The 25,734-nt window shown below is 72.0% G+C and carries 28 protein-coding genes; 18 read left to right on the top strand and 10 right to left on the bottom strand.

Annotated elements, in window-relative coordinates:
* Nucleotides 1-4: 4 nt before the first annotated feature.
* From ACIPEP_RS07490 to ACIPEP_RS07465, 6 genes are all read left to right on the top strand, one after another.
* Nucleotides 5-616: a hypothetical protein gene (locus ACIPEP_RS07490; RefSeq protein ID WP_139199256.1), complete on the top strand. Its 612-nt coding sequence runs from the start codon at nt 5-7 to the stop codon at nt 614-616.
* Nucleotides 613-1,308: a DinB family protein gene (locus ACIPEP_RS07485; protein WP_071302410.1), complete on the top strand. Its 696-nt coding sequence runs from the start codon at nt 613-615 to the stop codon at nt 1,306-1,308. The genes ACIPEP_RS07490 and ACIPEP_RS07485 overlap by 4 nt, the downstream gene beginning before the upstream one ends.
* Nucleotides 1,309-1,516: 208 nt before the next feature.
* Nucleotides 1,517-2,164, top strand: coding sequence for an ABC transporter permease (locus ACIPEP_RS07480; RefSeq protein WP_070417568.1), 648 nt, complete (start codon nt 1,517-1,519; stop codon nt 2,162-2,164).
* On the top strand, nt 2,151-3,419 hold the full coding sequence (locus ACIPEP_RS07475) for an ABC transporter ATP-binding protein (RefSeq protein WP_070417569.1): 1,269 nt from the start codon (nt 2,151-2,153) through the stop codon (nt 3,417-3,419). The genes ACIPEP_RS07480 and ACIPEP_RS07475 overlap by 14 nt, the downstream gene beginning before the upstream one ends.
* Complete coding sequence (locus ACIPEP_RS07470; RefSeq protein WP_402716894.1) at nt 3,416-4,177, top strand: ABC transporter permease; 762 nt, start codon at nt 3,416-3,418, stop codon at nt 4,175-4,177. The genes ACIPEP_RS07475 and ACIPEP_RS07470 overlap by 4 nt, the downstream gene beginning before the upstream one ends.
* Complete coding sequence (locus ACIPEP_RS07465) at nt 4,174-5,250, top strand: glycine betaine ABC transporter substrate-binding protein (protein WP_402716893.1); 1,077 nt, start codon at nt 4,174-4,176, stop codon at nt 5,248-5,250. Before ACIPEP_RS07470 ends, ACIPEP_RS07465 begins: the two co-directional genes overlap by 4 nt.
* Nucleotides 5,251-5,388: 138 nt before the next feature.
* On the opposite strand, the gene ACIPEP_RS07460 is transcribed toward ACIPEP_RS07465, so the two are convergent.
* Nucleotides 5,389-6,978, bottom strand: a complete 1,590-nt coding sequence (locus ACIPEP_RS07460) for a glycosyltransferase family 39 protein (protein ID WP_402716892.1) — start codon at nt 6,976-6,978, stop codon at nt 5,389-5,391.
* 31 nt (nt 6,979-7,009) lie between these two features.
* Nucleotides 7,010-7,642, bottom strand: coding sequence for a helix-turn-helix domain-containing protein (locus ACIPEP_RS07455; protein ID WP_336698725.1), 633 nt, complete (start codon nt 7,640-7,642; stop codon nt 7,010-7,012).
* An 80-nt stretch (nt 7,643-7,722) separates the two neighbouring features.
* Between ACIPEP_RS07455 and ACIPEP_RS07450 the strand changes: the two genes are divergently transcribed.
* The 3 genes from ACIPEP_RS07450 to ACIPEP_RS07440 are packed head-to-tail and all read left to right on the top strand — an operon-like array spanning nt 7,723 to nt 10,278.
* Nucleotides 7,723-8,451, top strand: a complete 729-nt coding sequence (locus ACIPEP_RS07450) for an ABC transporter ATP-binding protein (protein WP_070417572.1) — start codon at nt 7,723-7,725, stop codon at nt 8,449-8,451.
* The gene (locus ACIPEP_RS07445) at nt 8,448-9,725 is read left to right on the top strand and encodes an ABC transporter permease (RefSeq protein WP_261646861.1); all 1,278 of its coding nucleotides are present in this window, start codon (nt 8,448-8,450) and stop codon (nt 9,723-9,725) included. Before ACIPEP_RS07450 ends, ACIPEP_RS07445 begins: the two co-directional genes overlap by 4 nt.
* Nucleotides 9,726-9,750: 25 nt before the next feature.
* Nucleotides 9,751-10,278: a GNAT family N-acetyltransferase gene (locus ACIPEP_RS07440; RefSeq protein WP_070417574.1), complete on the top strand. Its 528-nt coding sequence runs from the start codon at nt 9,751-9,753 to the stop codon at nt 10,276-10,278.
* A gap of 32 nt (nt 10,279-10,310) precedes the next feature.
* Here ACIPEP_RS07440 and ACIPEP_RS07435 read toward each other — a convergent pair whose 3' ends face one another.
* On the bottom strand, nt 10,311-10,586 hold the full coding sequence (locus tag ACIPEP_RS07435) for a hypothetical protein (protein ID WP_229084846.1): 276 nt from the start codon (nt 10,584-10,586) through the stop codon (nt 10,311-10,313).
* Nucleotides 10,587-10,689: 103 nt separating this feature from the next.
* Here ACIPEP_RS07435 and ACIPEP_RS07430 point away from each other — a divergent pair, with 103 nt between their 5' ends.
* The 4 genes from ACIPEP_RS07430 to ACIPEP_RS07415 all read left to right on the top strand — a co-directional run bounded on the left by ACIPEP_RS07430 (nt 10,690) and on the right by ACIPEP_RS07415 (nt 14,249).
* A complete protein-coding gene (locus ACIPEP_RS07430) occupies nt 10,690-11,361 on the top strand; it encodes a hypothetical protein (RefSeq protein WP_071294162.1) in 672 nt (223 codons plus the stop codon).
* Nucleotides 11,362-11,725: 364 nt separating this feature from the next.
* Nucleotides 11,726-13,171, top strand: coding sequence for a phytoene desaturase family protein (locus tag ACIPEP_RS07425; protein ID WP_402716891.1), 1,446 nt, complete (start codon nt 11,726-11,728; stop codon nt 13,169-13,171).
* 2 nt (nt 13,172-13,173) lie between these two features.
* Nucleotides 13,174-13,617 (top strand): SRPBCC family protein, encoded by a 444-nt coding sequence (locus ACIPEP_RS07420; RefSeq protein ID WP_092385440.1) that lies wholly within the window; start codon nt 13,174-13,176, stop codon nt 13,615-13,617.
* Nucleotides 13,618-13,739: 122 nt separating this feature from the next.
* Complete coding sequence (locus ACIPEP_RS07415; protein WP_402716890.1) at nt 13,740-14,249, top strand: hypothetical protein; 510 nt, start codon at nt 13,740-13,742, stop codon at nt 14,247-14,249.
* Nucleotides 14,250-14,462: 213 nt separating this feature from the next.
* Here the strand turns inward: ACIPEP_RS07415 and ACIPEP_RS07410 are convergent, their stop codons facing one another.
* The gene (locus ACIPEP_RS07410) at nt 14,463-14,825 is read right to left on the bottom strand and encodes a hypothetical protein (protein ID WP_070419333.1); all 363 of its coding nucleotides are present in this window, start codon (nt 14,823-14,825) and stop codon (nt 14,463-14,465) included.
* Between the two features lie 238 nt (nt 14,826-15,063).
* On the opposite strand from ACIPEP_RS07410, the gene trpS reads away from it, so the two are divergent.
* On the top strand, nt 15,064-16,104 hold the full coding sequence (trpS, locus tag ACIPEP_RS07405; protein WP_083413858.1) for a tryptophan--tRNA ligase: 1,041 nt from the start codon (nt 15,064-15,066) through the stop codon (nt 16,102-16,104).
* On the opposite strand, the gene ACIPEP_RS07400 is transcribed toward trpS, so the two are convergent.
* Entirely contained in the window at nt 16,085-16,906 is an 822-nt protein-coding gene (locus tag ACIPEP_RS07400; protein ID WP_402716889.1) for a shikimate 5-dehydrogenase, read from the bottom strand. The two genes, trpS and ACIPEP_RS07400, sit on opposite strands and share 20 nt — an antisense overlap.
* A 135-nt stretch (nt 16,907-17,041) precedes the next feature.
* Between ACIPEP_RS07400 and ACIPEP_RS07395 the strand changes: the two genes are divergently transcribed.
* Both ACIPEP_RS07395 and ACIPEP_RS07390 read left to right on the top strand, forming a co-directional pair.
* Nucleotides 17,042-17,233, top strand: a complete 192-nt coding sequence (locus ACIPEP_RS07395) for a PspC domain-containing protein (RefSeq protein WP_071302423.1) — start codon at nt 17,042-17,044, stop codon at nt 17,231-17,233.
* Between the two features lie 34 nt (nt 17,234-17,267).
* Entirely contained in the window at nt 17,268-18,641 is a 1,374-nt protein-coding gene (locus ACIPEP_RS07390; RefSeq protein WP_402716888.1) for an L-serine ammonia-lyase, read from the top strand.
* An 18-nt stretch (nt 18,642-18,659) separates the two neighbouring features.
* On the opposite strand, the gene ACIPEP_RS07385 is transcribed toward ACIPEP_RS07390, so the two are convergent.
* From ACIPEP_RS07385 to ACIPEP_RS07365, 5 genes are read right to left on the bottom strand one after another with little or no spacing between them, the layout of a single operon-like run.
* Entirely contained in the window at nt 18,660-19,496 is an 837-nt protein-coding gene (locus ACIPEP_RS07385) for a class II fructose-bisphosphate aldolase (RefSeq protein ID WP_402716887.1), read from the bottom strand.
* Nucleotides 19,493-20,497, bottom strand: coding sequence for a 1-phosphofructokinase family hexose kinase (locus tag ACIPEP_RS07380; RefSeq protein ID WP_402716886.1), 1,005 nt, complete (start codon nt 20,495-20,497; stop codon nt 19,493-19,495). The genes ACIPEP_RS07385 and ACIPEP_RS07380 overlap by 4 nt, the downstream gene beginning before the upstream one ends.
* On the bottom strand, nt 20,494-21,642 hold the full coding sequence (gene nagA, locus ACIPEP_RS07375; RefSeq protein WP_402716885.1) for an N-acetylglucosamine-6-phosphate deacetylase: 1,149 nt from the start codon (nt 21,640-21,642) through the stop codon (nt 20,494-20,496). The genes ACIPEP_RS07380 and nagA overlap by 4 nt, the downstream gene beginning before the upstream one ends.
* Nucleotides 21,639-22,544, bottom strand: coding sequence for an ROK family protein (locus ACIPEP_RS07370; RefSeq protein ID WP_402716884.1), 906 nt, complete (start codon nt 22,542-22,544; stop codon nt 21,639-21,641). The genes nagA and ACIPEP_RS07370 overlap by 4 nt, the downstream gene beginning before the upstream one ends.
* A complete protein-coding gene (locus ACIPEP_RS07365) occupies nt 22,544-23,422 on the bottom strand; it encodes an SIS domain-containing protein (protein ID WP_402716883.1) in 879 nt (292 codons plus the stop codon). The genes ACIPEP_RS07370 and ACIPEP_RS07365 overlap by 1 nt, the downstream gene beginning before the upstream one ends.
* 132 nt (nt 23,423-23,554) lie before the next feature.
* Between ACIPEP_RS07365 and ACIPEP_RS07360 the strand changes: the two genes are divergently transcribed.
* Nucleotides 23,555-24,343, top strand: coding sequence for a DeoR/GlpR family DNA-binding transcription regulator (locus tag ACIPEP_RS07360; RefSeq protein WP_070419335.1), 789 nt, complete (start codon nt 23,555-23,557; stop codon nt 24,341-24,343).
* Between the two features lie 160 nt (nt 24,344-24,503).
* A complete protein-coding gene (locus ACIPEP_RS07355; RefSeq protein WP_402716882.1) occupies nt 24,504-25,718 on the top strand; it encodes a Gfo/Idh/MocA family protein in 1,215 nt (404 codons plus the stop codon).
* Nucleotides 25,719-25,734: the final 16 nt, after the last annotated feature.

Raw genomic sequence — 25,734 nt, 5'->3', positions numbered from 1 at the left:
CGTCATGACCCTCGAGTTCCGCGTCCAGCACGACGTCGCCACCGACGCCTCTCCCGTCCCGTCCACCCCGACCCGCACCGGCTTCCGCGGGCTCCTCGACCGGTTCTCCGCACGCCGTTCCGCTGCGCGCGACCGTCGCGTCGAGGCCCGGTTGCAGGAGCTGGACGACCTCGCCCGGCTGCTCTCCGGGGCGCGCGGCGTCATCGAACGGGGGTGGATCCAGCACGCGTGGTTCGCGTACGTCGACGAGCACGGTCGGATGCGGAAGGCCTCCAGCGCCGCGGCGATGGACGTGCAGGGCCGCCCCCTCGTCGCCGCGTGCCTGGTCGGCTCCGTGGTCTCCGCTGCCGGTGGCCCGCACGCCGTGCACTCGCAGCAGGTCCAGCGTGCCCTCGACCTGGTGTGGCACGCCCTCGCCGTCGACGAGGGACAGCCGGTCCTCTGGTGCCCGGCGCCGGACGTCCGGATGGGACGGGTCCGCGACCTGACCAGCTGGAACGACGCCCCGGCGCGGAACTCCGGCGAGGTCGCCGGGCTCCTCCTCACCGCCGAACGGGTCGCCGTGCAGGAGTCGGAGCGCGTCCGCGAGCGTTCGGTGGCACGATCGAGGGCATGACGAGCGCCGACCCGGTCCCCGAGGTCCACCCCGCACCGGCAGCACCGACCATCGCCTCGAGCGGCGGCTCGATGCTGTCGGACGAGGGGTCGACGACCGGCATCGACGCCGAGGTCCTCAAGCGGACGCTGCACCGGTACCTGCAGAAGCACCGCGCGGCACTGGTCGCCAAGCTCGACGGGCTCGCCGAACGGCAGGCGCGGTGGCCGGTCACGCCGACCGGGACGAACGTGCTCGGTCTCGTGAAGCACGTCGCAGGCGTGCAGGCCATGTACTTCGGCGAGGTCTTCGGACGCCCGCTGCCGGACCCGCCCGCCTGGCTCGAGTCCGAGGACGGCGACGACATGTACGCGACGCTCGACGAGACCCTGGACGACGTCGTCGCGTTCCACCACCGCAGTGCCGCGCACGCCGACGCCACGATCGAGGCGCTCGACCTCGACGCCCGCGGGGTCGTTCCCTGGTGGCCGGAGGACCGCCGGCGGGTGACCCTGCACCGGATCCTCGTGCACATGGGGTACGAGACGGCCCGGCACGCGGGGCACGCCGACATCGTGCGCGAGATGCTCGACGGGCTCGCGGGCGACGGGGACGGCAACCTCGCCGAGAAGACCCCGGACGAGTGGGTCCTCTGGCGCGAGCACCTCGTCGACGTCGCCGAGCGGTCGGGACTCCGCGACCTCGGCGCATAGCCGACGACTGCTCGGGATCGTTACCGTTCTCCCAGGGTCGGGGCGCTGCACCTGTCCTGACCGGGTGTTTCCGGCTTCGCGGATCCGCAGGGAGTCGCTCCGGCGCCCGTCCTCGGTTGTGCGGTGACCTGGCCCCCTGCGTAGGTTCGAACCCACTTGTGCCCCGACCCGTGGGCAGTTCGGCCGACCGGAGGGGAGCGTTCTGCGCGTGTTCCAGTACATCGGGGAGCGGTGGGACCAGATCTGGTTCGCGTCGTGGCAGCACTTCTCACTGGTCGTCCAGTGCACGGTGCTCGCGACGCTCATCGCCGTGGTCCTCGCCACACTCGTCTACCGCAGCGAACGGCTCACCTCCGTCGCGAACGGGGTCTCGGCGATCGGCCTGACGCTCCCGTCCTTCGCGGTCATCGGTCTGCTCATCGTTCCGCTCGGCTTCGGCGTCGTGCCGTCCGTGGTGACGGTCGTCTTCTTCGCGACGCTGCCGATCCTGCGCAACGCCGTCGTCGGCCTCGCCGAGATCCCGCCGACGGTCGTCGAGTCGGCGCGGGGCATCGGCATGAGCCGGTTCCGCACCCTGCTCCAGGTCGAGCTGCCGATGGCGTGGCCGATCATCCTCAGCGGTGTGCGGGTGTCCGCGCAGATGGTGATGGGCATCGCCGCGATCGCCGCCTACGCGCTCGGCCCCGGGCTCGGCGGTTTCATCTTCTCCGGGCTGTCCCGCCTCGGCGGTGCGAACGCCCTCTTCTCCGTGACGGTCGGGGTGGTGGGGGTCGTCCTGCTCGCCCTCGTCCTCGACCTGCTCCTCCTCGGCCTCGGCCGTCTGACCATCTCGAGAGGTATCCGTGTCCAGCACTGACTCCGCCACCACCACCGCTCCCGCCGGCGACGTCACCGGCCGCCGCATCCTGCTCGACGAGGTCACGAAGCGGTACCCCGGTCAGACGAAGCCCGCGGTCGACGGCATCACGCTCGAGATCCCGGCCGGCAAGATCGTCATGCTCGTCGGCCCGTCCGGCTGCGGCAAGACGACCACGCTCAAGATGATCAACCGCCTGATCGAACCGACCGAGGGACGCATCGTCGTCGGCGAGGACGACGTCACGGGGATCGACGCGGACGAGCTCCGTCGCCGCATGGGCTACGTGATCCAGGCCGGCGGACTCTTCCCGCACATGACCGTGGCGGCGAACATCGCGATCGTCCCGAAGATGCTCGGGTGGTCGAAGGAGAAGATCGCGGCCCGCGTCGACGAGCTCCTCGACCTCGTCTCGCTCGACCCCGACACCTACCGCGACCGGTTCCCCCGCGAGCTCTCCGGCGGTCAGCAGCAGCGCGTCGGCGTCGCCCGGGCGCTCGCCGCGGACCCGCCCGTCCTGCTCATGGACGAGCCGTTCGGCGCGGTCGACCCGATCACCCGCCAGCGCCTGCAGGACGAGCTCCTCCGCATCCAGGAGGAGTTGCACAAGACGATCGTCATCGTGAGCCACGACTTCGACGAGGCCGTGAAGCTCGGCGACTGGATCGTGATCTTCACCGAGGGCGCCCACATCGTGCAGTACGACACCCCGGAGCGGATCCTCGCGGAGCCAGCGAACGAGTTCGTCGAGAACTTCATCGGGTCCGGCGCCGGGCTCAAGCAGCTCACGCTGAACCGGGTCCGCGACGTCGAGCTCGCCCCCGCGGTGACCTGCTCGCCGGGCGAGGAGGCGAAGGCCGTGCTGCAGCGCATGCAGGAGGCCGGTGGCCACGGGCACGCCGTCGTCGTCGACCGCCGACAGCGTCCGATCGGGTGGCCGACGCGTCGTCAGCTCGAGCGGCTCGACCGGATCCCGGAGGGCATCGAGCCCGACCTGCCCGTCGTGGGCGGGGCCGCCACCCTGAACGACGCGCTCGACACCATGCTCGTGTCGAGTGCCGGCGCCGCACTCGTGACCGGCCGCGGCGAGGCCTTCCAGGGCGTCATCACCGTCGAGACGGTCATGGACGCGATCACCCGGTCGCGCGCCGCCGCCGCCCAGGAGCAGGCCTACACGCCGGTCGGGACGAACACGAACCCGATCGAGACCATGCCGTCGTCGCCCGTGGTGGCGACCAGCGGGGAGGACCTGTGAGCGCGGTCGCCGCCGGGGCGGGGACGGGCAGCCGCACCGGGTGGAAGGGGCTGCTCGTGCAGCCGATCGCCATCCTCGTGGTGCTCGCCGGGTTCGCGGTCTGGCTCGCCACGGCGAACCTCACGCCGACCGAGCGCACCACGCTCAACCCGGCGGACATCCTCGCGCTCACCGGGCAGCACCTCGTGCTGACCCTCGAGTCGACTGTGCTCGTGCTCGTGATCGGCATCCCGCTCGGCGTCCTGCTCACCCGCGGGCCGCTCCGCCGTGCGAGCGTGTACGTGCTCGCCGTCGCCAACTTCGGGCAGGCGGCACCGGCCGTCGGGCTCATCGTGCTGCTCGCCGCGTGGCTCGGCCTGAACTCGTGGTCAGCCGTCGTCGCCCTCGTGCTCTACGCGATCCTGCCGGTGCTCCGGAACACCATGATCGGCATCCAGAGCGTCGACTCGCGGTTGGTCGAGGCCGGGCGGGGCATGGGCATGAGCGCGTTCAGCGTGCTCGTGAAGGTCGAGCTGCCGCTGGCCGTGCCGGTCATGCTCTCCGGCATCCGCACCGCGCTGGTGCTGCTCGTCGGCACCGCGAGCCTGGCGACGTTCGTCGGCGCCGGTGGCCTCGGACTGCTCATCACCACGGGCGTGAACCTGTTCCTGCCGAAGGTCCTCGTCTCCGGGGCGCTCCTGGTGGCGCTCCTCGCCCTGTCCATCGACTGGATCGGCCGCGTGGTCGAGACGGTCGCACGACCGAAGGGACTCCGATGACCCACGACGCCCCGAACGCGACCCACGACGTGCCGCGCGCCGATCTGCGGGGCGCACGCCGCGCCTCCCGTCCGACCGTCCGTCGCCGGGTCGCGACCGCCACCGCCGTGGCGGGCGCGGCCGCCCTCGTCCTGACCGGCTGCGGCCTGCAGCCGGCGACGTCCTTCGTCCCCGCCGCGGACCCCGGTTCGATCCAGCGCATCGACGACCTGCCGGACGGCGCGCACATCACCGTGACCTCGAAGAACTTCACCGAGCAGCTGGTGCTCGGCAAGATCGCCGTGCTCGCCGCGAAGGCCGCCGGGTTCGACGTCACCGACGAGACGAACGTGCCGGGCAGCGTCGCCGTCCGCGAGCTGATGACCTCGCACGGCGCCGACTTCACGTACGAGTACACGGGCACGGCCTGGCTGACCTTCATGGGCCACAGCGAGGGCATCCCGGACAAGACCGAGCAGTGGGAAGCGGTGAAGGAGGAGGACGCCGGCAACGGCCTCACCTGGCTCGAGCCGGCGCCGATGAACAACACGTACGCCTTCGCCGTCCGCGACGAGGCCGTGTCGGAACTCGGTGACATCAAGACCCTCTCCGACATCACGAAGCTCCCCGTCAGCGATCGCACGTTCTGCGTCGAGTCCGAGTTCAACTCCCGTGCCGACGGCTTCAAGCCGATGCTGAAGAAGTACGGGCTCGAGCTCGGCGGCTCGGGCGACAACGGCATCCCGACGAAGAACGTCAGCATCCTCGACACCGGCACCGTCTACACGGCGACCGATCGTGGCAAGTGCAACTTCGGCGAGGTCTTCACCACCGACGGCCGCATCAAGTCGCTCGGGCTCACCGTGCTCGAGGACGACAAGGGCTTCTTCCCGGCGTACAACGTCGCGCCCGTGCTCGACTCGGCGACGCTGAAGGAGTACCCGCAGCTCGAGGACGTCTACGACCAGATCTCGCCGAAGCTCACGGACGCCGTGCTGCAGGAGCTGAACCGGCAGGTCGACGTCGAGGGTCGGGAGCCCGCCGACGTCGCCTTCGACTGGATGGTCAAGGAGGGCTTCATCACGAAGCCGTGACGGCGGCGCGCGCGCCGCGCGCCGCGCGCTCGCATCGTGAGCAGAAAAGGTCGGGTCCCCGAGCGGCACCCGACCATTGCTGCTCACCATGCGACGGACGGGAGGCGCGTGGCGGCCCCGCCCCGCGCCTCCCGTCCGCTACTGGCCCGTGATGCGCTCCCACCGATCGACCACGCCGGCGCCCACGACGGTCCGGTCCGCGCGCTCGAAGCCGAGGTCCTCGAGCGTCGCCGCGACCTGACGGCCCTCGGCGTCACCGCGCTCGTTGCCGAGGAACCACACCCGGTCGAGGTCGGCCGTCCGTTCGGGGAGCAGTCGTGCCGGGACGCCGTTCGACTCCCAGAGGTGCCCGTCACGGGCCGCGTCGGTCACCGTGCCGAGGTCGCGCATGCCGTCGAACGCCCGCGGGTAGGCGATCGAGACGAGGTGCGAGTTGGCCCAGTGCGCGTCGTCGAGCGAGCCGAACCACACACCCTCGGTGTCGCCCGGGTGGCGCTGCTCGGCCACGGTCGCGGCGGTCGGTGCCCAGTACCCGTCGGCCTTCGTCGCCGGGAGCCGCAGGGCCACGAGGTTCGGGACCGCGGTCGCCACGAGGAGGGCACCGGCCAGGACGCGGAGCCACCGGCGACCGAGCGCGAGCACGCCCGCAGCGAGGAGGACCGCGACGAACGGCGCACTCATCGACGCGTACTGCGGGGCGTAGGTCCGGATGCCGGCAGCGGTGGCGGTGATGAGCAGGAGGCTCGGCAGGAACGCGAGCGGCAGCACGAGCAGCACCGGCTCGACCGGCGCGGCGCCCGTCCGGTCGGGACGAGCCGGCGCCGGGCGAGGGCTCCGGATGCGGATGCGGTGGCGGATCGTCGCGGCCACCGCGATGCCGATCAGGGTCCAGGCGACGGGGACGACGGCGAGCGTCACGATGCCCGCGGGCGTGAAGTCGATCGCCGAGCGGAACCACCCGTCCACGACGAAGAACCGGACGGTCCGCGCGGACACCGACTCGATCCAGGCGACCTGCTGCGCCTGCGACATGAGCACGACGGCGTACGGGACGGTCGCGAGGCCGACGGCACCGGCGGCCACGGCCCAGGCGACGAGGGCTCGAGGTGCGACGCGGACGACGCCCGGGGTCGTCCCGCGCGCCGACGACCGCGCCACGAGCAGCAGCGCGGCACCGTGCGCGACGACGAGCAGCACGAGCCAGAGGTTGAGGAGGACGCCGAGGGCCGCGACCAGCCCGTACACCGCCCATGCCCGGCGCGCCGGGCCTCCGGTGCGTCGTGCAGCGGTGAGCAGCAGCAGGGTCGAGCCGACCGCGACCAGCATGACGAAGCCGTACATGCGGCCCTCGCCCGCTGCCCACACGACGCGGGGAACCAGGGCGAAGGCGAGCCCGCTCGCGAAGCCGAGGCGTGCGCCGCCCAGGGTCCGCCCGAGGACGACGAGCAGCGCGGCGGTGACGGCCACGGCGGCGGCCGAGACGAGGCGGATCGTCAGGATCGAGTGTCCGGCGACGGCCGTGATCAGCTTGACGACGGCGTAGTACAGGCCGTGCACCGCGTCGATCGTGCCGAGCTCGGCCCAGAGCTCGCGCCAGGTCCGACCGGTGCTCGTGAGGGTCGCTGCCTCGTCCGACCAGGCGGACGGTACCCAGATGCCGACGCAGGTGACCAGGAACACGAGGACGCCGATGGACACCGGAGCGCGCCACATCATGTTGTATTTCACATATTGAGTGTGTGGGATATATCGAACTGTGTCAACGGCTGCCCGTGATGCGGGCCGCGGTGTCGCGGATCGTGGCGACCACCCGCGCGCGGACCTCCTCCGGGTCCGACCCCTCGTGGCGCGCCGAGCTCCGCAGCCCGGTCATGCACATGCCGAGCAGCATCTCGGCCGCCTGGGGCGTGGCCGCGTCCGGCCCCCAGGCCGGGTCCCGCTCGAGGATCGTCCGGACCGCGCCCGTCATCGCCTCGGCGACCGTGGTCATCCGGGAGACCTGGCGGCGCATGAGCTGCGGGAAGCGCACGATCACCTCCTTCCGGGCGAGCCGCTCGTGCTCGTCACCGAAGGACTCCCCGAACACCAGGAACGCCAGGTCCACCACGGCCTGTGCCGCGGGCTCCCCCGCGACGGCGGCCAGGTGGGCGTCGAGCGTCTCGGGCGCGAGGTCGAGCTCGGTGTGCCCGAGGACCGCGTCCTCCTTGCTCTCGAAGTAGTTGAAGAACGTGCGCGGGGAGACCTCGGCGCGCGCGGCGATCTGCTCGATCGTGGTGCGGTCGATGTCCTGTTCGAGTGCGAGGGAGCGTGCCGCCTCGGCGATCCGGTGCCGGGTCTCGAGGCGTTTGCGGTCGCGGAGGCCCATCTCGGAGGCGGGCGCGGTGTCGGGCATGGCCCGACTGTAACCGGAACGTCACATCGTTTACAGCAAACGCAAACTTGCAGTCGTGCAGCGGACAGTACGGTGGGCGCATGACCACTCCCGTGCTCGAGGCCCGTGGCCTCGCCAGGACCTACGGCCGCGGCGCGACGCGGTTCGACGCGCTCAAGGGGGTGTCGCTGCAGGTGAACCAGGGCGAGAGCCTCGCGATCGTCGGCAAGTCCGGCTCCGGGAAGTCCACGCTCATGCACCTCCTCGCGCTGCTCGACAAGCCGTCGGCGGGTCAGGTGCTCCTCGACGGCACCGACGCCGCGACGCTCAGCGCGCGGCAGGTGAACCGCACGCGGAACAGCACCTTCGGGTTCGTCTTCCAGCAGTTCTTCCTCACGCCGAAGACCTCGGTGCTCGAGAACGTCGTGCTCCCGTTGAAGATCGCCGGCGTCTCCGGTGCCGAGCGGAAGCGCCGGGGCATGGCCGCACTCGACGCCCTCGGCCTGGCCGACAAGGCGAAGAACGACGCCAACGACCTGTCCGGCGGGCAGAAGCAGCGCGTGGTCATCGCGCGTGCACTCGTCGGGGAGCCGAGCGTCATCTTCGCGGACGAGCCGACCGGCAACCTCGACACGAACACCGGGCAGGTGGTCGAGGACATGCTCTTCGGGCTGCAGCGCGACCGGGGCATCACCCTCGTGGTCGTCACCCACGACGAGGAACTCGCCGAACGCTGCGACCGGCGCGTCAACGTGCGCGACGGACTCATCGTGGGCGGGAGCGACGACGCCGTCGACGCGCCGGCCACCCACGGAAGGCACTCCGCATGAACGTCCTCGACCTCTTCCGCACCGCGGTCGCGAACACCTTCCGGTCGAAGCTGCGCACGACGCTGACGGTCATCGCGATCTTCATCGGCGCGTTCACGATCACCCTGACCTCGGCCATCGGCACGGGCGTCAGCAACTACATCGACACCCAGGTGGCCTCCATCGGCGACACCGGGTCGCTGACGATCACCAAGGCCGTCGAGTCGTCGACCGACTCCGGGCCGGCGAAGTACGACCCCGACGAGTCGAGCCAGAGCGTGGACCGCGGGCCGGCCTCGTTCGCGTACCTGTCCCAGTCGGACGTCGCCAAGATCACGGACGTCTCGGGGGTGAAGAGCGTCCGCCCCGCCGTCGCCCTGAGCACGAAGTGGGTCGAGTACGACGGCAAGGGCAAGTACGTCGTCGACATCGCCGCCAACGCCGGGGAGCTCGACGCCGACCTCGCCGCCGGGAAGCAGCTCGACGACGCGTCCTCCGCCGGCAACCAGGTGCTCCTGCCGACGAACTACCTGGAGAACCTCGGGCTCGGCAGCGCGAAGGCCGCCGTGGGCAAGGAGCTGACGGTCGCGGTCGACGACTACCAGGGCAAGGAGCACACCCTGACCGCCACGATCGCGGGGGTGCAGAACGAGTCGCTGTTCGGCGGCGGTGCCGGTGCGAACGCCGCGCTCACCGACGCGATGCAGGCCGCGCAGGAGACCGGCAAGCCCTCGTCGATCGCCACCTCGTACGCCAGCGCCACCGCCACGCTCGACAGCGGTGCGTCGGCCAGCAGCGTGAAGAGCGCCCTGTCGAAGGACGGCTACACCGGGCAGACCATCCAGGACCAGCTCGGCCAGTTCCAGACGGTCATCAACGGCATCGTCGGCGTGCTCAACGCCTTCGCCGTGATCGCGCTCGTCGCGGCCGGGTTCGGCATCATCAACACGCTGCTCATGAGTGTGCAGGAGCGCACGCGTGAGATCGGGCTGATGAAGGCGATGGGCATGGGCGGCGGGAAGGTCTACACGCTGTTCTCGCTCGAGGCCGTGTTCATCGGGTTCCTCGGCAGTGCGATCGGTGCGGGCGTGGCGATCCTGCTCGGCACGGGGATCTCGAACGTCCTCGCCGGGACCGTCCTCAAGGACCTGCCGGGGCTGCAGATCATGCAGTTCGCGCCGTCCTCGGTGATCACGATCATCCTCGTGGTGATGTTCATCGCCTTCCTCGCGGGCACGCTGCCGGCGCGTCGGGCGGCCCGGCAGAACCCGATCGAGGCGCTCCGGTACGAATAGCGGAGCGCGTGCCTAGTCTCGAGGGGTGGCGGCGTTCGGACGGGACCTCGGGGACGGGTACACGCTGACGCTGCGCGACCTCACCACCGTCCGGCCGCTGCACGAGCTCGTCGTCGCGAACGCCGACCGGCTCCGTGCCGCGGAGCCGTGGGCGTGGCAGGAGCAGACCGTCGAGACGATCGGCCTGCACACCGAACACCTGCTCGGCCAGTACGCGATGGACCGCGCGCTGCCCTGCGTCATCCGGCAGGACGACCGGGTCGTGGGTGCCGCCTCGCTCGCCTTCGACCCCTACCTGGGGCAGGCATCGCTCGGCTACTGGGTGGACGCGGGCCAGGAGGGACGGGGTGTCGCCCGGCGCGCCGCCACCGTCCTCGTCGGGGTGGCCCGGGCGCGGGGCGCCGCGCGTGCCGAGATCCGGACGGCGGTCGACAACGTGCGCAGCCGGGGCCTCGCCGAGCGGCTCGGCTTCACGCACGAGGGCACCCTGCGGAGCGCGATGCCCCTGGGGCCGGTGCGGGTGGACGTCGCCGTGTACGGCCTCGTGTTCTGAGCGGGCAGCCCCGGGGCCCAGGGCCGACCGGGTCAGCGGCCCTGCGTCGCGCCCGACCACACGGCGAACGCGCCGCCCACCACGAGCAGCACGAGCAGCAGGATCCACACCGCCAGTGCGACGAGGTTCAGGAAGATCCCCCACCCGGCACGCCCGCGGGCGAACGGTTCGCGGCTCCGCGAGGCGACGCCGAGGCACAGCCCGACGATCGGCGCGACGAACGTCCAGCCGGCGAGCAACGAGCAGACGCCGAGGACGAGACTCGCCGTGCCGAGCCCGGTGCGGGGGGATTCCGAGTACGTGACCATGCACCCGACGCTACGGGTCCGTGGGAGGCGGGTCGTCCCTCCAGGGCCTGATCCGGGTCCACCTGCGGACGGATGGTCACCGGACGCCGGTATCGTCGACTGCATGGCCTTGTTCGGACGACGCAGCAAGCACGACGTGCGCGACCGACCCGTCAGTCAGGTCGAACTGAAGCGCGCCGTCGACGAGGGCTTCCTCATCGCGAAGGCCGCGGTCACCATCGCCGTGGGCAACCGGATCATCACGAACGCCCTCCGCGACGAGGGGTACTTCGACCACGCCGTCATCGCCGACGCCGCGCGCGAGGAACTCCACCGCATGGCCGAGGAACAGCGCGGCGACGCTGCCCGGATGCGCGAGATCCGCTCGAGGTCGAGCAAGCAGAAGGGCCGTTCGCGGCACCAGCACGACTACCGCCGCGGTGACGACCTCAAGCTCCGCACGCGTGAGGCGACGTACGAGCAGCTCGCGACGATGCTCGACAAGCGCCGGGACGACCAGGGCTTCGTCGACGGCATCGTCCTCGCCGCCCGTGCCCGCGCCTGGGACGACATCGGCACGACCGTCGTCGGGCGGCTCGGGTGGGCGCAGCGTCCGGCGGACGACTACGAGGTCGGGCGCGACGACCGGCTGCAGCAGATGCTCGACGAGGACTTCGCGGCGCTGCTGGCGGAGCACCCGGTGGGGTCGACCCCGGTGGACGCCGACGAGCCCGACGCAGCGGACGCGGGCGACGACGGGTCGGACCCGGCGGACCCGGACGCGGCGCGCGTCTGACCGGACCGGCCATCGGAGCGCAGCGATCTCGACGGCGTTGCGGCCCGTCGCCGGCAACCGGCCCGCGCCTGATGCCCGGCACCTCGGTCCACGCGCTGCGGCTCGGAGCGGATCTGCTGAAGTCGTCCGCGCCGTGACCGTTCCGGTTCGCGGATCACGGGGTTCGCGAACCGGAACGGTCATCTGCAGGACCGGGAACGGCCCTGGAACGGACGCGATGACGGGCTGCACGCGGGGGCGTGGCAGACCCGCGCCTCCAGGGCGCCGAACGGTGCGGAGCGCGCCTCGATCACCGTTCGCCGTGAGGGGGATGCGGGCGCGCTGCCCGAGACGGCGCGCAGCAGCGGTCCCTAGGCTCGGGGGCATGGTGGATGCGGTGGTCGTCGGAGCCGGACCGAACGGACTCGCGGCGGCGGTGACGCTCGCGCGTGCCGGGCTGTCGGTCGAGGTCGTCGAACGCGCCGACACGATCGGCGGTGGTGCGCGGACCGCCGAACTCACGCTGCCCGGGTTCCTGCACGACGTGTGCTCCGCCGTGCACCCGATGGCGCTGCAGTCCGAGTTCTTCCGGCGCTTCCGCCTCGAGGACCGCATCGAACTCCGCTTGCCCGAGGTCCAGTACGGGCACCCGCTCGACGGCGGCCGTGCCGGGATCGCGTACCAGGACCTCGCGCGCACCGCCGAGTCGCTCGGCATCGACGGCCCGGCGTTCCGGCAGCTCATGGCCCCCCTGTCCGGCAACGCCGACCAGGTCGCCGACTTCGCCACCGACGCCCTGCTGCACGTCCCGCGGCACCCGCTGAGCGTCCTCCGGTTCGGGTTGCGGGCGCTGGAGCAGGGCACGAGTGCGTGGAACCTCCGTTTCCGCGACGAGGTCGCCCCCGCCATGGTCTCCGGCGTCGCGGCCCACTCGATCCAGCACATGCCGTCCCTCGCCACGGCCGCCGCCGCGCTGTCCCTCGGCGCCTACGCGCACGCGCGGGGCTGGCCCGTCCCGATCGGCGGCAGCCAGGCGATCGTCGACGCGCTCGCCGCCGACCTCGTCGCGCACGGCGGCCGGATCGAGACCGGGCGCGAGGTCCGCTCGCTCGCCGACCTCACCCCGGCCAAGGCAGTGCTGTTCGACACGAGCGTCCCCGGGATGCTGCGGATCGCCGGGAAGCAGATCCCGACGCCGCGACGGGGTGCCCTCCGGCGCTTCCGGTTCGGCAACGCCGCCGCGAAGGTCGACTTCGCGCTCTCCGACCCGGTCCCGTGGACGAACGAGGCGCTCCGCCGTGCCGGCACGGTGCACATCGGCGGGACCCGCGCCGAGATCGCGGCCGCCGAGGGCGCGGTCGCACGCGGCCAGCACGCCGAGCGACCGTACGTGCTCGGCTCGGAGCCCACCGTGGTCGACCCGAGCCGCGCGCCCGCGGGCAAGCACGTCTTCTGGGCGTACGCGCACGTCCCCGCCGGGTCGGACGTCGACCAGACCGAGGCGATCACGCGGCAGATCGAGCGGTTCGCGCCCGGCTTCCGCGACACCGTCCTGCAGTCGAGCAGCCGCACCGCGGTCGAGATGGGCGCGTACAACCCGAACTACGTCGGCGGTGACATCGCCGCGGGGGCCGCGAGCTTCTGGCAGCTGGTCAAGCGCCCGGTGCTGTCGTCCGACCCGTGGCGCATGGGCGGCGGCATGTACCTCTGCTCCGAGGCGTCCGCCCCCGGCCCCGGTGTGCACGGCATGGCCGGCTGGCACGCGGCCCGGAGCGCACTGCGACACACGTTCGGGCTGCCCGAGCACGTCGATCTCACACCGGAGGACTGACCATGGCGAAGAACGTCCGCATCCTGCACTGCCGCCCGGAGGACGTCTTCGACGTGCTCGCGGACGGCTGGCTCTTCACGACGTGGGTCGTCGGCGCCTCGCGGATGCGCGGGCAGGACCCGGGCTGGCCGGCGGTCGGCACCCGCCTGCACCACTCGTTCGGCGTCTGGCCGCTCGTGATCGACGACGTGACGACGGTCCTCGAGTGGGACGCCCCGCACCGCATGGTCATCCAGCCGAAGGGGTGGCCCCTCGGCGAGGCCCGGGTCGAGCTCGTCGTCGAGGAGCACCGCCGTGGCTGCAAGGTCACCATCGTGGAGAACGCCGTGGCGGGGCCGGGCGCCTGGGTGCCGGACCTCCTGATGCAGCCGATGATCTGGATCCGCAACCGCGAGACGCTGCGGCGGCTCGGCTGGGTGGCCGCGGGTCGCGTCGCGACGTCCTGAGGGACGGGAGGCGCGGTGCGGGCCCGCACCGCGCCTCCCGTCCGTCCTGTGGTCGCCTCGGCACCGGCCCCGCGAACGGGGACGCTGTGGCGGGGTCCTGGGTCCGCCAGACTGACCGGGACATGCTCGCTGCACCCGACCACCACCCCCTCCGGCCCCGACGCACGACCCTCGTGGTCGGCCTGGCGCTGATCGCCGCGACCGCCGTCTCCGGGTGCTCGCACCGAGCCGAGCCCGTGGGCCTCGACGATGCGTTCCCGGACTGGGCGAAGGGCGTGCAGGACCGCTGGGCGGGACAGCCGGGCGAACTCGGCAGCGGCACCGGCTCGAACGACTCGTCGAGCCGACTGTCCCTCGGCACCGGCGAGGACGGGGCACCTGCCCGGGTGAGGGTGTCGATCACGTGCCAGGGCGACGGCACCGTCCACATGGCGGTGTGGGCCGGCCGGATCGTGGACGGGGCCGAGAGCGGCAAGCGGCTCGCCTCGGGCGAGATCCGGTGCGGACACGACGAGGACCTGTACCTGCGCACCCGGAGCGAGTACGTCACCATCGGTCCGACGTCCGGGGACTCGACCGTCGGCTGGTACGCGGCCACCTACAGCGACCTCGCGGCGACCGCCGCCGACTGACCGCGGGGCCGGGGTACACACCGGTCCGCCGCGTGCCCGACCGACCCGATCCGGTGCGGATCCGGCTGCTTCCCCGAGCCGGTGCGGATCGACGCGGCGCACGCGCCGGGGTGGGGTGCCGACCGGACCTGGCGAATGCCTCCGAGCAGGCGCGGCGCGGGTACGTCTTGGTGCGGGTGCGGCCGCGGGTGCGGGGTGCGGGTGTGCTCCGCGCTACGGCCGGGTGTCGACGAGCGCGACGAAGCGGCTGCCGATGCCCTCGACCTCGTGCCGGGTGAAGCCCGCGACGGGGTCCGGCGCCTGGTAGGGCTCGTGGTAGTCGCACATCAGGTGATCCCAGTCGGGCCACCACTTCTTCGGACGTGCCTCTTCCGCGAAGCCGCAGACCACGCACTCGAGGCGGACCCAGACCTTCTTGGTGCCGGTGCGGTTGGCTCGGGACTGCACGAGCCAGGCGGGCGGGTCCTGCTCGATCGCCGTGAGTTCGGCCTCGCTGAGGTGCGAGGGGATCCCGTGCCGGGTCGCCATCTCGAGGGAGATGTCGAGCCGGACGGCGGCGTCACGTCGGGAGAGCATCCGACCAGCGTAGAGCGCCGACATCGAGCGGTGGGGACGGGTGTCGCTGCGCCGACGCTCGCGCTACGATCCCGACATGCGTTCTCCTCGTTCTTCGTGGTGGCTGCGGTAGCAGCCTCCTGACGCATGGTCGCGGGCTGCACGGCAGCTCGCAGACCGCAGACCGCAGGACCGTCGTGCAGCCCTTTCTCTCGAGAGGGCAACTCCAGTGGACACGTTCACCGCCACACAACACCGCATGCACGACCTCGACGCCCGCATCCGGGCGCGACCGGACCGGTTCCGCGTCCTGACCGGCGAACGGCCGACCGGTCGGCTGCACCTCGGGCACTTCTTCGGCACGATCGCCGAGCGCGTCGCGCTGCAGCGGCGCGGCGTCGAGACCTTCCTGGTGCTCGCCGACTACCAGGTCATCACCGATCGAGACACCGCTGACCACGTCGCCTCGAACGTCCGCGAGGCTGTGCTCGACTACCTCGCAGCCGGACTCGACCCGGCCGCGACGACGGTCTTCACGCACTCGTCGGTGCCGGCGCTGAACCAGCTGCTGCTGCCGTTCCTCAGCCTCGTCACCGAAGCGGAGCTGCACCGCAACCCGACCGTGAAGGCCGAGGTCGCGGCATCCGGTCGCGCGCTCAGCGGCCTGATGCTCACCTACCCCGTCCACCAGGCCGCGGACATCCTGTTCTGCAAGGGCAACCTCGTCCCGGTCGGGAAGGACAACCTGCCGCACGTCGAGATGACACGGACGATCGCTCGGCGGTTCAACGACCGGTTCGGCGCGCTGTTCCCCGAGCCGGAACCGCTCGTCACGACGTCCCCCGAGGTCCCCGGTGTCGACGGCCGGAAGATGAGCAAGAGCTACGGCAACGCCATCGCGCTCGGCATGACCGCCGACGAGACCGCGGACGTCATCCGACGGGCACGCACGGACGGTGATCGGCACATCACCTTCGACCCCGAGCGCCGGCCGGGGGTCGCAGCGCTCCTCACGACCGCGGCGCTCTGCACGGGCTCGACCCCGGAGGCCATCGCCGACGGGATCGGCTCAGCGGGCGCGGCGGCGGTGAAGCGTGTCGCGGTCGAGGCGGTCAACGAGCGCTTCGCCGCGTACCGACGCCGTCGTGCCGAACTCGCTCGCGACCCGTCGATCGTCACCGCGGTGCTGGCGGCCGGGAACCGTCGGGCGAACGAGATCGCCGAGGCGACCCTCGACGAGGTCCGCACCCGGATGGGCATGCGGTACACCGACGAGCCGATCAGGCCTCGCTGCGACTGAACTCGCTCGCCCGGCGGACCTGGTCGTCCGTCAGCGCGACGCCCGTGTACCGCTCGAACTGCCGCGCCGCCTGCAGCGCGATCACCTCGGCACCGGTGATGACCTGCTTGTCCGCAGCGCGACCGGCGCGGATCAGCGGGGTCTCGGACGGGAACGCGACCACGTCGAACACGGTCGTCGCCGCCCCGACGCGATCCTGGTCGAAGGCGAGCGTGTCCTGCTGGTCGCCGCGCATGCCGAGGGGCGTGACGTTCACCAGGACGTCGGTGACCGGCGCGTCCCGCTCGTCGGCGACCCACTCGTACCCGTACTGCGCCGCGAGGGCCGGCCCCGCCTGCCCGTTGCGTGCGACCACGGTGAGGTCGTCGAACCCGGCACCCCGGAACGCCGCAGTGACCGCCTTGGCCATGCCGCCGGAGCCGCGGAGCAGCACGCTCGCGGACGGATCGACGGCGTGCGAGGCGAGCAGCGACGCGACTGCCTCGTAGTCGGTGTTCGACGCCGTGAGGACGCCGTCGTCGTTCACCACGGTGTTGATCGACTCGATCGCCGCCGCGGACTCCTCGATGACGTCGACGAGCGGGATGATCGCTTCCTTGAAGGGCATCGAGACCGAGCAGCCGCGGATGCCGAGTGCCCGGATGCCGGTCACCGCGCCGGGGAGGTCGGTCGTGGTGAACGCCTTGTAGACGAACTCCAGCCCGAGCTCGTCGTAGAGGAAGTTGTGGAAGCGGGTGCCGATGTTGCTCGGTCGAGCGGCGAGTGAGATGCAGACCTGCATGTCCTTGTTGAGGATGGGCATGTCGTCAGTCTCCCATGGCAGCAGGGATGGAGCGGTCCACATATGTCAGATGTGGAGGGGGTGGGGTTGTCCCCACCACGGATGCGGGTGTCCCCCGGATTCGATGTCGGATCGATCCTCCGTACCGTCGACGACATGAACACACTCATCCGCCCCCGCACCGGCCGCCTCCTCGCCGGGGTCTGTGCCGGCATCGCCGACCGGTTCGGCTGGTCCCGCACCGTCGTCCGCATCGCCTGGGTCATCCTGAGCCTCTTCCCGGGGCCGCTCTGGATCGCCTACGTCGTCCTCTGGATCCTCATGCCGAACCAGGGATCCCGGCGCTGATCCCCCACCCGTCCGGACGGGTTAGTGTGGCGGGGTGCCGGTCTCCGTCTTCGATCTGTTCAGCATCGGGATCGGTCCGTCGAGTTCCCACACCGTCGGACCGATGCGGGCCGGACGCGCCTTCGCCGCCCGCGTGGCCGAGGCCCCCGTCGCGACGATCGCCGTCGACCTCTACGGCTCGCTGGCCTCGACCGGCCAGGGCCACGGGACGCTCGGCGCGGTCGTCGCCGGCCTGATGGGGTCGGACCCCGAGACCGTGGACCCCGACGCGATGACCCGATCGCTCGCCGAGCTCGAGGAGACCGGCGTGCTCCGGCTCCAGGGTGGGGCGAGCGTCCCGTTCCGGCTCGCCGACATCGTGCTCCACCCGCTGACGATGCTCCCCCGCCACCCGAACGCGATGCGCCTCCGCGCCGACGACGCGTCCGGGGCGACCATCGCCGAGGAGACGTACTACTCGATCGGCGGCGGCTTCGTCACGAACGACTCCGAGGGGGACGTCGCCGAGACCGCGATCCCCGTCGACGACGCCGTGCCGTACCCGTTCTCGAGCGGCGCCGAGCTGCTCGCGGCCTGCGCGGCGAGCGGGCTGCCGGTCAGCGGGGTCGCACTCGCCAACGAGACCGCCACGCGCAGCACCGACGACGTCCGGGCCGGCCTCCTCCGCATCCACGGCGTCATGGAGTCCTGCGTCGAACGGTCCGTCGAACGCTCCGGCACGCTCCCGGGCGGGCTCACCGTGCGACGCCGCGCCGCGAACTGGTTCGAGCAGCTCACCGCCGACGACCCCGGGCACGACCCGCTCTTCGCGATGGAGTGGGTGAACCTCATGGCGATGGCCGTCAACGAGGAGAACGCCACCGGTGGACGGGTGGTCACCGCTCCGACGAACGGTGCCGCCGGCATCATCCCCGCCGTCCTGTACTACGCGCTCACCTACATGCCGACGGTCACGACGGCGAACCGCGACGACACCGTGGTGCGCTTCCTGCTGACCGCGGGCGCCGTCGGTTCGATCTACAAGGAGCGCGCCTCGATCTCCGGCGCCGAGGTCGGCTGCCAGGGCGAGGTCGGATCGGCGGCGTCGATGGCCGCCGCAGGGCTCGCCGAAGTGCTCGGAGGAACGCCCGAGCAGGTCGAGAACGCCGCCGAGATCGCCATGGAGCACAACCTCGGGCTCACCTGCGACCCGATCGGCGGGCTCGTCCAGATCCCGTGCATCGAGCGGAACGCCATCGCCGCGAACAAGGCGATCAACGCGGCGCGGATGGCGCTGCGGGGTGACGGCGTGCACCACGTGTCGCTCGACCAGGTCGTCGAGACGATGCGGCAGACCGGCGCCGACATGTCCACGAAGTACAAGGAGACCGCGATGGGCGGGCTCGCGGTGAACGTCCCGCTCTGCTGAGCTCCGCCCTCGGGCGGGTCAGCCGTGCAGCAGCGTCAGCAGCCGGGCGGTCTCGGTGGCGATGGCGTCGCGCCCCGCGGAGACGTACTTGCGCGGATCGACCACGTCCGGACCTTCGTCGAGCACCGCTCGCAGGGCCCGGGTGAAGAGGCCGTTCAGGTGCGTGGAGATGTTGATCTTCGTCATGCCCGCCCGGACGGCTGCCCGCAGCTCGTCGTCCGACAGCCCCGAGGACCCGTGGAGGACGAGCGGGACCGGCACCGTGGCGCGGAGCTGCTCGACGAGCGTCCGGTCCACCGATGCCTCGCGCGTCTGCATCGCGTGGGACGTCCCGACGGCGACCGCCAGCGCGTCCACACCGGTGTCGGCGACGAAGGCAGCGGCGTCGTGCGGATCCGTGCGCACACCGGGAGCGTGCACGCCGTCCTTGCCGCCCACCTCACCGAGCTCGGCCTCGATCGCGACCCCGGCGTCGTGGCACCGGACTGCGAGTCGACGGGTGGCCTCCACGTTCGCGGCGAAGTCGAGGTGCGATCCGTCGTACATGATCGAGTCCACCCCGAGGTCGATGCCGGCGAGCACGAGCTCGGGGTCCTCGATGTGGTCGAGGTGCACGAGGACCTCGACGTCCGCGGACCGCGCGATCGCCGCGGTCGCCGTCGTGATCGGGGCGAGGCCGCCGTGGTAGCGGACGCAGTTCTCGCTGATCTGCAGGACCACGGGGAGCCCCGCTCGCTCGGCGCCGGCGACGATCGCCTCGGCGTGTTCCAGCAGCACCACGTTGAACGCCCCGACGCCGCGGTGTGCGGTCCGTGCGGAGTCGAGCAGTCCGGTGAGGGCGAGGTCGGTGATCATGCGTGGCTCCAGGTCGGGTCGGAGGGTCGTGCGTCGGACCGGGCACCGTCGTCGTCCGCGAGGAACCGGCGGACGGCGTCGACGTCGACCTCGCCGGCGACGGGCCGGAGGACGGCGGCGGCGCCGAACGCGGCAGCGGATCGGAGCGCGGCGTGGTCGACGCGGGGCGTGGACGGCGCGGTCGTGGTCGTGGTCGGACTCGTCGGGCCGTCGGACGACCCGCGCAACAGCGCGGCGAGGAGCCCGGCGGTGGCCGCGTCGCCGGCACCCGTGGGGTTGCCGGAGACTCCCGGGACGGCGCGCACCTCGGTGACCCCGGTGCGCGTGTGTGCCGCCAGACCGTCCGCGCCACGGGACACCACGACGGCGCCCGCGCCACGGTCGAGCAGCTGCAGGGCGCCGCTCCGCTCGTCGTCGGCGCCGGTCGCCTCGAGCAGTTCGTCGCGGTTGGGCTTGCAGATCGTCGCCCCGGCGTCGGCGGCCGCGAGGAGCGCACCACCCGGACAATCGACGAGGCTCGGCACCCCGCGCATCCGAGCGGCGGCCACCCAGTCCGCGACGACGCCCGGATCGGCGCGGTGCGGCAGGGACCCCGAGACGACGAGGAACTCGACGTCGCCGTCGAGCTGCTGACCGATCACGTCCGTGACGGCGACCCACTCGTCGGTGGTCACCTCGGGTCCGGGCTCGCCGAACATCGTCGGGTGCGCGACGTCGTCGACGACGGTGACCGTGGTGCGGGTCTCCCCCGTCACCGCGATGTCGACGTGCGTGAGACCGAGGGCGTCGAGGCCGTCGGCGATCCACCGACCGGGAGCCGCGCCGAGCGGCAGGACGGCGCGGGACGGGATCCCGACCGCGTCGAGCACCCGCCCGACGTTGAGGCCCTTGCCACCCGGACGACGGGCGACGTCCAGGACGCGCTGCGTCGTCCCGACGTGCTGACGGGCGACACGGTACGTCACGTCCACCGCCGGGTTGGGCGTCACGATGAGGATCACCGGTGCACCGCCGCGGTCGTCTGCAGGTCGAGGACGCGCCAGGGCTCCGACCGCGCGGCACTGCTGGGGCCCTCGTCGATCACGAGCAGGTCGGCGGGAGCGCCGACCGAGAGCGGCGACGGGAGACCGAGCAGGCGTGCCGGTCGCGCCGACGTCGCCGCGACGACCTCGGGCAGCGGGGTGCCACCGTCGAGGAGCCGTCGGGCGGCGTCCTGCACGGTGATGGTGCTGCCGGCGAGGGACGAGCCGTCGGTGAGTAGCGCGACGCCGTCACGGACCGAGACCGCCGAACCCGCGATCGCGTGCTCGCCGTCGCCGCAGCCCGTGGCGGCCATCGCGTCCGAGACGAGCACGAGGCGGTCCGGCGCGGCTCGCCGCACGAGTTCGACCGCCGCGGGATCGAGGTGGTGCCCGTCGACGATGCACTCGACCAGGACGCGGTCGTCGGTCAGGGCGACGCCGACCGGGCCCGGCCGGCGGTGGTGCAGTGGGGGCATGCCGTTGAAGAGGTGCGTGACGAGGGTGGCACCGGCGTCGATCGCCGCGCGCGTCTCGTCGGCGGAGGCATCGGTGTGACCGATCGCGACGACGACACCGGCGTCGACGAGGCGGCCGACGGCGTCGATCGCTCCGGGGAGTTCCGGTGCGAGCGTGACGATCCGGAGCGCGCCGTCCGCCGCTGTGAGGAAGCCGTCGAGCTCCGCCGGGTCCGGTGCGTGCAGGAGGTCCGACCGGTGGGCACCGCGGCGCGCGCGTGACAGCCACGGTCCCTCGAGGTGGAGCCCGGCGAGCGTGCCCTCGGCGACGAGGACGTGGAGGCGTCCGAGTGCTGCGATCGTCTCGGCGACCGGGCCCGTCGCGACGGACGCGATGAGCGACGTCGTCCCGCGTGCGCGGTGGTGGCCCGCAGCGAGCGCGGCACCGTCCGTCGTGGCCGTGGCGAAGTCGTGCCCGAGCGCCCCGTGGGCGTGCAGGTCGACCGCCCCCGGCAGCAGCGTTCCCTCGATCGTCACCGCGGTGTCGGTCCGCGGGGGCGTCCCGGATCCGCTCTCGAGGACCGAGCCGGCGTCGTCGACCGCCAGCCACCCGTCGTGGAGGTCGTGCGTCGCGGTGAGGATCCGCCGCGCACGCACCAGGGTGCTCATGCGTGCACCTCGGCGTCGAGCGCCGTGCGCGCCAACAGCCCGGCACCGATGGCACCGGCCGCATCGCCGTGCCGTGCCGGGGCGAGGACCGGGACGCGCAACCCCGGGAGCCGTTCGACGAGGGCGGTCCGGAGCGGATCGAACAGCAGCGGGCCGGACTCGGCCAGTCCCCCGCCCACGATGATCGTGTGGCAGCCGGCGACCGTCGTGGTCCACGCCAGGGCGTCCGCGAGCACGTCGATGCACTCGTGCCAGACCCTGGTGGCCACCGGGTCCCCGGCGCGGACGCGGAGCATCGCCTCGTGTGCCGAGGTGGAGCCCGACCGACGGGCGACTCCCCCTGCGGACGCGATCTCCTCGACGCGGCGCCCCGCGTGCGGCCCGGCGGGGATCCGGACCTGTCCGATCTCCCCCGCCCAACCGCCGCCCGCGACGACCACGCCGTCGACGACGAGGGCACTCGCGAGTCCGGTGCCGACCGGGACGAAGGCGACGGAACCACGGGTGAGCGCCGGTGCCGCGCCGGAGGTCTCCGCCAGGGCGCCGGCACGCACGTCGTGTCCGAAGGCCAGCGGGACGCCGATCCCCCGTGCGGCGAACTCGGCCCGGACCCGGTCCCGCACCGGGACGTCCCGCCACCCGAGGTTCACCGCGAGGACGACGGTGCCGGCCCCGTCGTCCACGACACCCGGCGTCACGAGGCCCACCGCATCGAGGTCGCCACGGCGCAGCGCCCGTTCGGCGAGCTCCGCCACGACGGTGGCGAGCATCGTCGCGTCGGTGTCGCCGCGCGGCGTCGGGACGCGGGTCTCGTCGAGGACGAGTCCGTCGGCGCCGGTCAGTCGGGCCTTGATGCCCGTGCCGCCGACGTCGACCCCGAGCACCGCGCCTGCACCGCGCATCAGGTGAGGATGACCGAACGGGTGAGCGAGCGGGGGTTGTCCGGGTCGAGGCCGCGTCCCTCGGCGAGGGCGACCGCGAACCGGTGCACCACGACGAGCCCGGCGATCGGGTCGAGGTCGTGCTGGACGAAGCGCGCACCGGTCGCAGCGACCTCGTCCGCGAGCCCTTCCGGCGCGGTTCCGAGCGACCAGACGAGTCGGCCGGGCTGGGCGATCGCGATCGGACCGTGCCGGTAGTCCATGGCGGGGTAGGACTCCGCCCAGAACTGCGCTGCCTCGCGCGTCTTGAGGGCGGCCTCGAACGTGAGGCCGACCGCCGGACCGCGGCCCACGAAGGTGACCTGCTCAGCATCGAGGAGGTCGTCGATCGGGAGGCCGAGGGCGGTTTCGGCCTGTACTGCGAGGGCGTCCACGTCGTCACCGATCGACGCACGGAGGAGCGCGAGCGTGGTCGTCGCGAAGCGCGTCTGCACGACCGAGCGCTCGTCCGCGAAGGGCAGTGCCACGACGACGTCGGCGACGGCGGCGGCCGGGCTGTCCGGGACCGCGGTGACGAGCACGGTGCGTCGACCGCGCAGGGCCTGCAACAGGTCCACGATCTCGGTCGTGGTGCCCGACCGGCTGATCGTCACGACCCGGTCGTAGTCGCGGCCGATCGGGTACTCCGAACCGGCGAAGGCGTCCGTCACGCCCAGACCCGCCTGCTCACGGGCGACGGCGTAGCTCATCGCGATGAACCAGCTCGTCCCGCAGCCGACCACGGCCACGCGTTCTCCGGGCTGGGGGAGCGACGCCTCGAACGACGAGAGGAGCGCGGCGGCAGCGCGCCACGTCTCCGGCTGCGACGTCAGTTCTGCGCTCACGAAGGTGTCGGTCATGGGTGCCTTCCGGTCCGGTTCGATCCGGGTGATCGATGATGAGGAAGCGTAGCGAGCGATCGTGCGCGATGGAATAGCAAAACGTCATTCCCGATCATCAGGGGTGCGCGGTAACGCCATAAGATGGCCGACATGACCCCTCAACAGCGGCTCAACGCCCTGCTCGAACTGGTGAGCGAACGCGGCAACGTGTCGATCGCCGAGATCGGGGAGCTGCTCGGGATCTCGCCCGCGACCGCCCGACGCGACCTCGCGACGCTGGCGGACCAGCGCCTGGTCACCCGCACCCACGGCGGTGCCGCGGCGCTCGGGGCAGGCTACGAACTGCCACTGCAGTACAAGATCGCCCGTCAGGCCGAGGCGAAGACCGCGATCGCCCGCGCCGCCTCGCGGCTGGTGCAGCCCGGCGACACCGTCGGGTTGAACGGGGGGACGACGACGACCGAGGTCGCCCGTGAGCTCGGCAAGAGCGAGCGCTTCACCCGGGCGGACGGCGAGTACGGGGTGACGATCGTCACCAACGCGTTGAACATCGGGTACGAGCTGTCGGTCCGCGCCAACGTCAAGATCGTGGTCACGGGCGGCGTCGCGCGGCGGCAGTCCTACGAGCTCGTGGGCCCGCTCGTCCGGGACACCCTGGACGAGTTCGCGCTCGACGTGGTCGTGCTCGGTGTCGACGGGCTGAGCGGCCAGTACGGCGCCACGACCATGCACGAGGGCGAGGCGGAGGTCAGCCGGCACTTCGCGTCCGTCGGGCGCCGGGTGATCGTGGTCGCCGACTCGACCAAGATCGAACGGGCGACCTTCGCGCGGATCTGTCCGCTCGACCGGATCGACGCACTCGTCACCGACCAGCCCGTCCCGTCGGCGTTCGCCGCGGAGCTCGCCAGTGCCGGTGTGGAGCTCGTCGTCGCCGACTGAGCGGACGAGTCCTCCGGGGGACTCCCCGGCGTAGGTCTGTGCACGACGTTTCGATCGTGTAAAACCATCCACACCCTCCCCATGAGCGTTCGTTGAGCGCCTATTGTGCATTCATGATCGATTCGGCATCATGGGCGTCACAATCACGCAAGGGAGCGAGATGAGCATGGGTGACGCGTTGACAGGACGACCACTACGGGTCGGCATCGTCGGCATGGGGCAGCGTGCGGCGATCGCCCGCCACGTGGCCGAGGCGGCTGCCGCCGCTCCCGACCTGGAGGCGCGGGTCGTCGCCGTCGCCGAGGTCACCGAGCAGGGGCGCGAGCGTGCCCGGGCCGAGTACCCGGACGCCCTCGTCGTCGAGCACCACGGGGGACTCGTCGGGGTCGTCGACGCGGCGATCGTGACGACCCCCGACTGGACGCACGCCGCGATCGCGATCGACCTGCTCCGCGCCGGCATCGCGGTCTACCTCGAGAAGCCCATGGCCATCACGGTCGAGGACGCCGATGCCGTCCTCGACACCGCTGCGGAGACCGGCACGCCGCTGTACGTCGGGCACAACTTCCGTCACGCCGCGGTCGTGCGGCTGATGCGCGAGATCGTCGACCGCGGGGAGATCGGCCAGGTCAAGGCGGTCTGGTGCCGGCACTTCGTCGGCAACGGCGGCGACTACTACTTCAAGGACTGGCACGCCGACCGCACCAAGGTGAACTCCCTGCTCCTGCAGAAGGCCAGCCACGACCTCGACGTCATCCACGCGCTCGGCGGTGGGGACACCGCGCGGGTCGTCGGCATGGGGTCGCTGTCGGTCTACGGCGACGTCACCGACCGTCGCGACCGCAGCGGCAAGCTCATGGGGGACTGGTTCTCCCTCGACAACTGGCCGCCCCTCGAGCAGACCGGGTTGAACCCCGTCGTCGACGTCGAGGACGTGTCGATGGTGATGATGACCCTCGACAACGGTGTGCAGGCGAGTTACGAGCAGTGCCACTTCACGCCGGACTACTGGCGCAACTACACGGTCATCGGGACCGAGGGACGGCTCGAGAACATCGGCGACACCGGCGGTGGCGTCGTGAAGGTCTGGAGCCGTCGTCGCGGCTGGGACGTCGCGGGGGACCGCGAGTACCCGATCGACGGGGTCGCCGCCGGCCACGCCGATGCCGACCTCCTCACGATGACCGAGTTCCTCCGGCACGTCGCGCTGGGGGAGCCGACGACCCTCTCGCCGATCGCGGCCCGTGCCGCCGTCGCCGCAGGAGCGCTCGCGACCCGGTCGCTCCGGAACGGCTCCGTCCCCATCGACGTCCCGCCGCTCGCGGCCGCGACGATCGCCCACTTCACCGACCCCACCCCGGCCGTCACCCGCTGACGGACTCGCGAAAGGA

This window comes from Curtobacterium sp. NPDC087082 (assembly GCF_044745045.1).
Lineage (GTDB): Bacteria > Actinomycetota > Actinomycetes > Actinomycetales > Microbacteriaceae > Curtobacterium.
The sequence above is the reverse complement of the archived record's forward strand: the minus strand, read 5'-3'. Positions and strand labels throughout refer to the sequence as shown.

Bases quoted from the DNA above. Each gene is read 5' to 3' on its own strand.
- ACIPEP_RS07425 (WP_402716891.1), top strand. From the start codon at position 11,726: ATGGTGGATGCGGTGGTCGTCGGAGCCGGACCGAACGGACTCGCGGCG.
- ACIPEP_RS07445 (WP_261646861.1), top strand. From the start codon at position 8,448: ATGAACGTCCTCGACCTCTTCCGCACCGCGGTCGCGAACACCTTCCGG.
- ACIPEP_RS07355 (WP_402716882.1), top strand. From the start codon at position 24,504: ATGAGCATGGGTGACGCGTTGACAGGACGACCACTACGGGTCGGCATC.
- ACIPEP_RS07360 (WP_070419335.1), top strand. From the start codon at position 23,555: ATGACCCCTCAACAGCGGCTCAACGCCCTGCTCGAACTGGTGAGCGAA.
- ACIPEP_RS07435 (WP_229084846.1), bottom strand. From the start codon at position 10,586: ATGGTCACGTACTCGGAATCCCCCCGCACCGGGCTCGGCACGGCGAGT.
- ACIPEP_RS07485 (WP_071302410.1), top strand. From the start codon at position 613: ATGACGAGCGCCGACCCGGTCCCCGAGGTCCACCCCGCACCGGCAGCA.
- ACIPEP_RS07385 (WP_402716887.1), bottom strand. From the start codon at position 19,496: ATGATCACCGACCTCGCCCTCACCGGACTGCTCGACTCCGCACGGACC.
- ACIPEP_RS07400 (WP_402716889.1), bottom strand. From the start codon at position 16,906: ATGCCCATCCTCAACAAGGACATGCAGGTCTGCATCTCACTCGCCGCT.
- nagA (WP_402716885.1), bottom strand. From the start codon at position 21,642: ATGAGCACCCTGGTGCGTGCGCGGCGGATCCTCACCGCGACGCACGAC.
- ACIPEP_RS07490 (WP_139199256.1), top strand. From the start codon at position 5: ATGACCCTCGAGTTCCGCGTCCAGCACGACGTCGCCACCGACGCCTCT.
- ACIPEP_RS07415 (WP_402716890.1), top strand. From the start codon at position 13,740: ATGCTCGCTGCACCCGACCACCACCCCCTCCGGCCCCGACGCACGACC.
- ACIPEP_RS07465 (WP_402716893.1), top strand. From the start codon at position 4,174: ATGACCCACGACGCCCCGAACGCGACCCACGACGTGCCGCGCGCCGAT.
- ACIPEP_RS07365 (WP_402716883.1), bottom strand. From the start codon at position 23,422: ATGACCGACACCTTCGTGAGCGCAGAACTGACGTCGCAGCCGGAGACG.
- ACIPEP_RS07430 (WP_071294162.1), top strand. From the start codon at position 10,690: ATGGCCTTGTTCGGACGACGCAGCAAGCACGACGTGCGCGACCGACCC.
- ACIPEP_RS07370 (WP_402716884.1), bottom strand. From the start codon at position 22,544: ATGCGCGGTGCAGGCGCGGTGCTCGGGGTCGACGTCGGCGGCACGGGC.
- ACIPEP_RS07410 (WP_070419333.1), bottom strand. From the start codon at position 14,825: ATGCTCTCCCGACGTGACGCCGCCGTCCGGCTCGACATCTCCCTCGAG.
- ACIPEP_RS07450 (WP_070417572.1), top strand. From the start codon at position 7,723: ATGACCACTCCCGTGCTCGAGGCCCGTGGCCTCGCCAGGACCTACGGC.
- ACIPEP_RS07420 (WP_092385440.1), top strand. From the start codon at position 13,174: ATGGCGAAGAACGTCCGCATCCTGCACTGCCGCCCGGAGGACGTCTTC.
- ACIPEP_RS07395 (WP_071302423.1), top strand. From the start codon at position 17,042: ATGAACACACTCATCCGCCCCCGCACCGGCCGCCTCCTCGCCGGGGTC.
- trpS (WP_083413858.1), top strand. From the start codon at position 15,064: ATGCACGACCTCGACGCCCGCATCCGGGCGCGACCGGACCGGTTCCGC.
- ACIPEP_RS07455 (WP_336698725.1), bottom strand. From the start codon at position 7,642: ATGCCCGACACCGCGCCCGCCTCCGAGATGGGCCTCCGCGACCGCAAA.